At 34.0% G+C, this 6,852-nt stretch carries 6 protein-coding genes; 1 reads left to right on the top strand and 5 read right to left on the bottom strand.

Annotated elements, in window-relative coordinates; translation table 11 throughout:
- Nucleotides 1-346 precede the first annotated feature (346 nt).
- Nucleotides 347-1,537 (top strand): tyrosine-type recombinase/integrase, encoded by a 1,191-nt coding sequence (locus PQG54_RS12035; RefSeq protein ID WP_271790795.1) that lies wholly within the window; start codon nucleotides 347-349, stop codon nucleotides 1,535-1,537.
- 42 nt (nucleotides 1,538-1,579) lie between these two features.
- Here the strand turns inward: PQG54_RS12035 and PQG54_RS12030 are convergent, their stop codons facing one another.
- The 5 genes from PQG54_RS12030 to PQG54_RS12010 all read right to left on the bottom strand — a co-directional run bounded on the left by PQG54_RS12030 (nucleotide 1,580) and on the right by PQG54_RS12010 (nucleotide 6,640).
- The gene (locus PQG54_RS12030; protein WP_271790794.1) at nucleotides 1,580-3,715 is read right to left on the bottom strand and encodes a GH39 family glycosyl hydrolase; all 2,136 of its coding nucleotides are present in this window, start codon (nucleotides 3,713-3,715) and stop codon (nucleotides 1,580-1,582) included.
- Nucleotides 3,716-4,097: 382 nt separating this feature from the next.
- Nucleotides 4,098-4,619 carry a hypothetical protein gene (locus PQG54_RS12025; protein WP_271790793.1) on the bottom strand — a complete coding sequence of 174 codons (522 nt, stop codon included), beginning with the start codon at nucleotides 4,617-4,619 and terminating at the stop codon, nucleotides 4,098-4,100.
- Nucleotides 4,620-4,729: 110 nt separating this feature from the next.
- Nucleotides 4,730-5,095: a hypothetical protein gene (locus PQG54_RS12020; RefSeq protein ID WP_271790792.1), complete on the bottom strand. Its 366-nt coding sequence runs from the start codon at nucleotides 5,093-5,095 to the stop codon at nucleotides 4,730-4,732.
- A gap of 210 nt (nucleotides 5,096-5,305) precedes the next feature.
- Nucleotides 5,306-5,464: a hypothetical protein gene (locus PQG54_RS12015; RefSeq protein WP_271790791.1), complete on the bottom strand. Its 159-nt coding sequence runs from the start codon at nucleotides 5,462-5,464 to the stop codon at nucleotides 5,306-5,308.
- Between the two features lie 471 nt (nucleotides 5,465-5,935).
- Nucleotides 5,936-6,640: a replication initiation protein gene (locus PQG54_RS12010; RefSeq protein ID WP_271790790.1), complete on the bottom strand. Its 705-nt coding sequence runs from the start codon at nucleotides 6,638-6,640 to the stop codon at nucleotides 5,936-5,938.
- Nucleotides 6,641-6,852 lie beyond the last annotated feature (212 nt).

Raw genomic sequence — 6,852 nt, 5'->3', positions numbered from 1 at the left:
TTTAACTTCAAAAAGGTTACTTTTAACTTCAAAAAGGTTACTTTTAACTTCAAAAAGGTTACTTTTAGTAAGCTGTAGCCTTAGAGAAATAAGGGCTACAGCTTACCTAAAACTATTTAAAACTATTTAAAAAGAATTTAAAAAGAAAAAACATTCTAAAAATCTGTGGAAAACTTAATTAAAAATTTAAAAATAATTCTCTAAATAATACGATAAGTAATACAATAAAAATTATGAAAACATTGTATACATTGATTTAACTATATTTTTCTATTTTATTCACAGAATAAAGTATTCTAATACCAAAAACACCCCCCTCCACAGAAAATCAACAGAGCTTCAAAAAATGTCACGTTTAGCCCCCAATCAGCTCAAAGAAAAAAGTTTAAATCGACTAAAAGAGGGTATGCACTCCGATGGTGGGAACCTCTATCTTTCTATTCGAGGTAATTCCAGAGCATGGGTCTTTCGGTTCAAAAGTCCGACCACTGGCAAGATCAGAATGTTAGGCTTAGGGTCATTACCCGATGTGACATTGGATCATGCTAGAGAGATTGCCCGTCAATCTCGTGAAATGCTTCGGAATGATTTGGATCCCTTGCAACAAAAGCAAGCGGGTAAGTTGGCGGTTAGAGAAAACCGTAAAACCTTTGAAATGGTGGCAAAGGAATATATTGAAGACCGATCTAAAAGATGGCGGGGTAAAAGCACCAAAGCAGAAATAGAGGCTTTGTTTGTAAACTACTTATATCCAGCTTTTAAAGATCGTCCTATTCAGTCTATTAGCCCCGATGATGTGCGTATCTTGCTGAAAAAGATTTGGTATGAAAAAACCATCACGGGATCAAAGTTGCAAGGCTTACTTGATCGAGTGTTTAAATACGCACAAACTCGGGGCTGGTTCTATGGTGATAATCCTGCTAAATGGACAGGCTTTCTTGAAACCATCCTGCCAAAGCCCTCGGACTTTAAAAAAGTTGAACATCGCAAGGCTTATGATTGGCAACAAATCAACACGCTTTATAAACGCTTAAAGTCCATCAATGACATTCCCAATCTGGCAGCTTGTTTTATTTGCCTGACGGCTTGTCGTTCAGCCGAGGGTCGAGAAATGCGGGTTGATGAAATTGACTTCAAAGACAAGGTATGGACATTGCCAGAAGAACGCAGCAAGACCAATAATGAACACAGGGTGCCATTATCTGATGAAGCCTTAGATGTGATTAAGCGTGCGATGGCAATTAATAACAACCAAGGTCAATATGTATTTCAGAATAGCAATGGAAAGCCTATTTATAACAAAGCCGTTCTGCAAGCCGTCAAGGACGCAGCCAATGACCCAGAGATGACCCTACACGGGTTTAGATCGTCCTTTAGAGACTGGGGCAGTGAAGCGACCAACACACAATCAGAAATCCTCGAAACTGCTCTCGGTCACGCCATCAAGTCAAAGGTCGAAAGTGCTTATAGACGCGGTGATCTTTTAGACAAACGTCGTTCACTCATGAAACAATGGGCTTCGTTCGTTAAGGCGTGAACGGTTCGCTTGTCGGAAATATACTAATTTATGTGCAAGATTTTATACTGGTGTTAAGATACATGTGATATTTCCACCTGATGGCAAATAAACATAGGCAGGGCCTGATATCATTCCCCACAGCAGACCGGATATAAACGGTGTAAAAATAGAATTTGTATAAGAATACATAGCTGTTCCACCAGTCGTACAGGAGTTTGTTTGTGGGTTTAACATAGTACTTCCTGGGCAGTAATATAAACCTCTACTAATTGTAAGCCTATATTGTTTGTTAGCTATAAAATTATAGTTAGTCGGTAATACCATACTCAATGGTGTTCTGATTCCTGCTTGAATTGGCACTGTGTATGTAATACTACCGCCACCTGTATTACCACCTGTATTACCACCTGTATTACCACCTGTATTACCATTTTGATCGTTGGTAAACTCAATGCTATATAAGGTAACTGTAAATGGGGTAGCACTATTGTCTTGTATACTTAGTACACCATTTATCATATTGGTAATAACTGAGTCGCTGACATTTTGTGGTTCCATTTTATCAAGTGGTCCACCTTCCTTAATACGATAAGCAGTTATCTTGTAACCTCTGAATTTCGTTTCAATATTATTTATTGTTAAAGTAAGTCCTGAATCGCTTTGGTTATAATTCCTCGCCCTAGATGTCAGTCGTCCATTAATAGGTAGCTGGGAGACAACATTTTTTTGTGTTACTGAATTATCGGTGATGATACTGCTTGGATTGACCCCTCCAAACCAATGATCGATGCTCCACTGATCGGTTATCTGATTAATAGTCCTACCAGAGTCTAGATAATATTGTTTATAAAGTCTTGTTTCTGTAGGAGGTATATTTCCATTGGAAAAGTTGCGATCAACCTTGTAGTTTGCAGCGAGAATATTGATTTTGTTACCTTCGGCGTTTTCTGCAGCTAAAGTTGTCATTCCAGTATTAAAGCTATTATTCTGAGTTAAAATGAACGGCGTTTCAAATATGCGTGTAAAAAGATTAAAACTCTGTGCCGAATAAGTGCAAAAACTCTTACTAGAAGTATTTGTTGGGTTTGGATTATCATTAAATAAGCCAAATGACGAACCATCACCCCTGTAATAATAAGCTTTGTCGGTTTTACAATATTGCATATAGATTAATGTTGAAGCAATATACGCTGCATTTTTCGCGGATTGTACTTTTGTGAAAGTATTGACTGTTCCGAAGGGTGATGAATTCCATTCAGTACACAAACTTTCTATATTGCCATAACCGTATCTTGTCAAAGTTGATTGAATAGAGTTGCCAATATCAATGATGTTTTGAGGATCACTTGTTAAATTACCATAATAATGCCAAGATAAAAAGTCTATGGGCGTATTTGTCGAGCGACAATAATTTAATAATCCATCGAGATAAGCCCCACCTGGGTTATAACCATTGGCGACACCACAACCACCAACTTTAGCTTCTGGATCGACTGCTTTAATCATCCTAGCAATTTTAGAGTAGAATTCGTAATAAACCTGTGGATTATTATTATTCCAAAAAAATGTCAGGTCTGGTTCATTCCAAATTTCCCAATACTCGATTTTTCTTGGTAAACCTGTTGCTTGATAGTTTAATGAATAGCGGTTGACTAATGTACTAATCAAAGTAGCATAAATATCGAAGTTTTGTGGTATTTCGTAACCACCATCTAACGTACGTCCAATACGAAACATAACTTTTCTTTGAATGTTTCCTGGATTAACAGATGGATTATTATTCATGATACGTTTGAGATAATCATCTGTCATTTGATAGTTTGTATCTTTAAATGCCAAATCAACATTGTTGGCACGCATACCTGCTGCTGCGTAAGGAAATATAGTCCTTTTGTTTGCAAAATCTGCGATGAATTGTTTTGCTTTTGTTCGTGATGTGGTTGGAATATTCGGTATCAATTGATCTTGATTGTTTCGCCGGTTGGGTTGAAAATAATTATCAATGTCTCCTACACCAAAGCAATCGTGTAACCTAACATGAGTAATACCCATCTGATTAAACTGGTCCTCTAAATCTGGAAATCCTGGAGCGATAGAAATTGGAATACCGTTAACGCCATTAACCTCTTTTAAAATACCATTTTTTCCTGATGCTGTATTTCTGTTTCCTTTAAAGACAGATATGTTTATTGTCATAATATAACCTTCATTAATGTTTGATAAAAATCGAAAAATTTAAATTGTAGTGAGTTAGCCCCTTACTAAAAATAATAATATTGTATGTTTTTATAGGGTTTGATTGTGATTGCACGCTTAGGTAATAAGTGGCAGATTAAGTATCCAATCGTAAATTTTGAAAAAAGCTATGGCTTTTTCTTTTTCTGTTTGAAAAAAATCAAAAGAAATCAAGTTAGTTTTTTTGTCCAATACGCACATATGCGTAAGTAATCATTAACAGATGGCGGTAAAACCATGTTTTAGATGATGTTTAATTAAGAAAGACATGCGCGAATTGATTAAGAATAAAGATTAATCAAGTAACTAAGCGAATTTTTACGAACAACATGCTCGTATAAGACTAACCAAATAGTTTCCTTAGACGTCCAAACAACCTAGTATTGGTGTTATCATCAACAGAACTACCGTTTTTTTGAGGATATGACATGTTGTTCTCTTTAAGCGGTTCGATTATACCAGATTTGTCTTGCCTGTACTCCAGCAGTTTTAAAGCTGTTTTAAGACTATCTATTGTTTCTTGTTTGGCTTTTATTGTTTGTAGCCGTTCGTTTGACAATTGCTTTTCGGCTTCAAGTTCTAATTTAAGCAGTTCTATTTGATGATGCCACTGCTTGTCATTCTGGCTTGCTATTTTGTCTTTTGACTGCTTTTTGGTAGTGTCATGACCTGCCATTTGTTTTTTGTCAGTATCTGCCATCTCTGTCATTATTGTGCCATAGGCTCGTATAAGTTCAGATGTATCAATACCTTTTCTACTGTCACTCATAACGTATGACAGCCTGCCACTTGCCAAATGGCGGTGCAATGTCCTGACACTCTTTCCTGACAGTTTAGATGCTTGGGTTATTGAAACAATAGACATGATACCCCCTACAAAAACTATTTCATCTTTGCATGATGTATTGCGATAGAGTCAATAGATAGGTTTCGACCTTGTTTATAAAGTTTGACTTATTTGACAAAATTACCTGTTTAATTATTGATAATATCAAACTTTAAACGGCTCCAAAATTTAGGGGTATAGTGGCTAATAAATTTACAATATTTTCTGAACCTTTTTTTATAATCTTTCATTGAAAACTCAGTAGACCATGGAAAAATAAGATTTTCAGAAACTTCGATACTGTAAGTATTATAGCCAAATATAAAAGTAATTTTATTTGGGGGAACAAGGTGAAATTTTTCTAAATATCCATAACATTCTTTGTAGTAAACCCACTCGAAGCCATCACTTTCATATTCTGCTTTTTCTTGATCTGATACAGCGTCTATACTCCAACGTTCAAGAATTTTACCCGATGAGGTGATTAAATAAATATAGCAAGCATCTAAACCCATGTCTCCGTAATCTGTTGTAGAAACAAAGAGTAAATAATAAGAATGAACTTGAATAACCTTTTCTAAGCATGTCCCCCAGAGTGCATATCAAGTGCGACGTCCATTCATATAAATTCGACTGTTATATGCTTTAGATTTGATTGGATCTAATGTAATTCGATTATCTTCAATAAATTTCATGTAATAACACCGCTTTAATATACACTCATGTTATAATTTAACATAAGAATCCATTAGATGAATAGCTAGAAAACTTCCTATCAATCCTCCTCCATACGCACCAAATATCCCTAAACCAAATGGTGTTAATAGAGCCCCTCCTACAAAGCCACCAGCATACATTCCAACCGCTCCAGCGCCATACCCCATTAATTCATGTTCAGTCGCAGCAATCTTATCATCCGCAGTTATAATATTATAAAGGGAAACATAGAGCGTATATTTTCCTTTTGAGATGATGTATTAGGGCACAAAAAAAGACGCAGTTATTGCATCTTGATTAAAATATTCTTTAGATTTTTGATAATTAGGCACAAAAGACGACCTCAAATAGGTCGTTTGGTACGATTATAATATTGCTATTTAATTATTTGAACGTGACAATATCATGATGATGTTTAAATTATCATAACTGTTCAAAAGTTTCAATAATAATCTCTTTTGTAATAATTCCTTTTTCTTACCATTATATTTGAATATGATTGATTCTATTAGATAAAAGCTTTTTTTCTTATCTAAAAAGTTACTAGTTTGAAGCTGATTTATTTTTATTATTTTCAGATGTAAAAAATTAATTGGAACTTTTTTCGGTTGCATGTTTAAAAAATAATTTAAAAGTATTTATAAAAATTTTTCTGGATAATGAGAAAAAGTAAATTCAAGCATTGCAACTTTTCTTCCATTTTTAATTGGTTTCCATTCGATAATCCAATTATCTTTTTCTGATAATTCTTTTATAGCAGGTTCAATAATTTTTTTTCTTAAAAGCCCAAAAGTTTTTTTATAACCTTCTGAAATTTCCATAGCATGATTAAAATCATCAACAGAAATTTTTAACCATCGATACCCATCTTTATTAATTTGTTTTTGTTGTTCGAACAATTCTAACAATCTCCATGAATAAATAGAACGTAATGCACAAGCTTGCTGTAATTTATATTTAGTAAAATGACTTTGAAGTTCAAATAAATATGGAAAGAGTAATTCATTAAATTTAAAACGCACATATCCTTCTGTATCAAAATAATCATAAGTAATAATCCATCTTGTTGTTCTTAATCCAATGGATTGTTTGCTTTCTATTTGCCACGTAAGATAACGATTAAATATATTTTTAGTAGCTTCTTTTAATTGTCTGTATGCTACAGATGGTGTGATTTTAAAAATTTTAGAAAATTCTTCTGCGTGCAATTCAATAAAATCATTTTTTCCGTTTAGTTGGGCTAATCCAGAAAATAAAATTCTCTTTTCAGATAAAGATAATCCTTGCCCTGCTCGAGTGACGCTATTTGATATTATTATATTTTTACTTGGTAAACTATTCATTTGAAGTTACTTTATTTAAATGTAACTTAATATAATAATGTTACTTTTAAATAAAGTAAATATTGTTTTGATCTTGTGGATTTAACTTCAAAAAGGTTACTTTTAACTTCAAAAAGGTTACTTTTAACTTCAAAAAGGTTACTTTTAACTTCAAAAAGGTTACTTTTAGTAAGCTGTAGCCTTAGAGAAATAAGGGCTACAGCTTACCTAAA

Source organism: Commensalibacter communis, assembly GCF_947179015.1.
In the GTDB taxonomy this organism is placed as follows: Bacteria; Pseudomonadota; Alphaproteobacteria; order Acetobacterales; family Acetobacteraceae; genus Commensalibacter; species Commensalibacter communis.
This window is presented reverse-complemented; position numbering and strand designations above follow the sequence as displayed.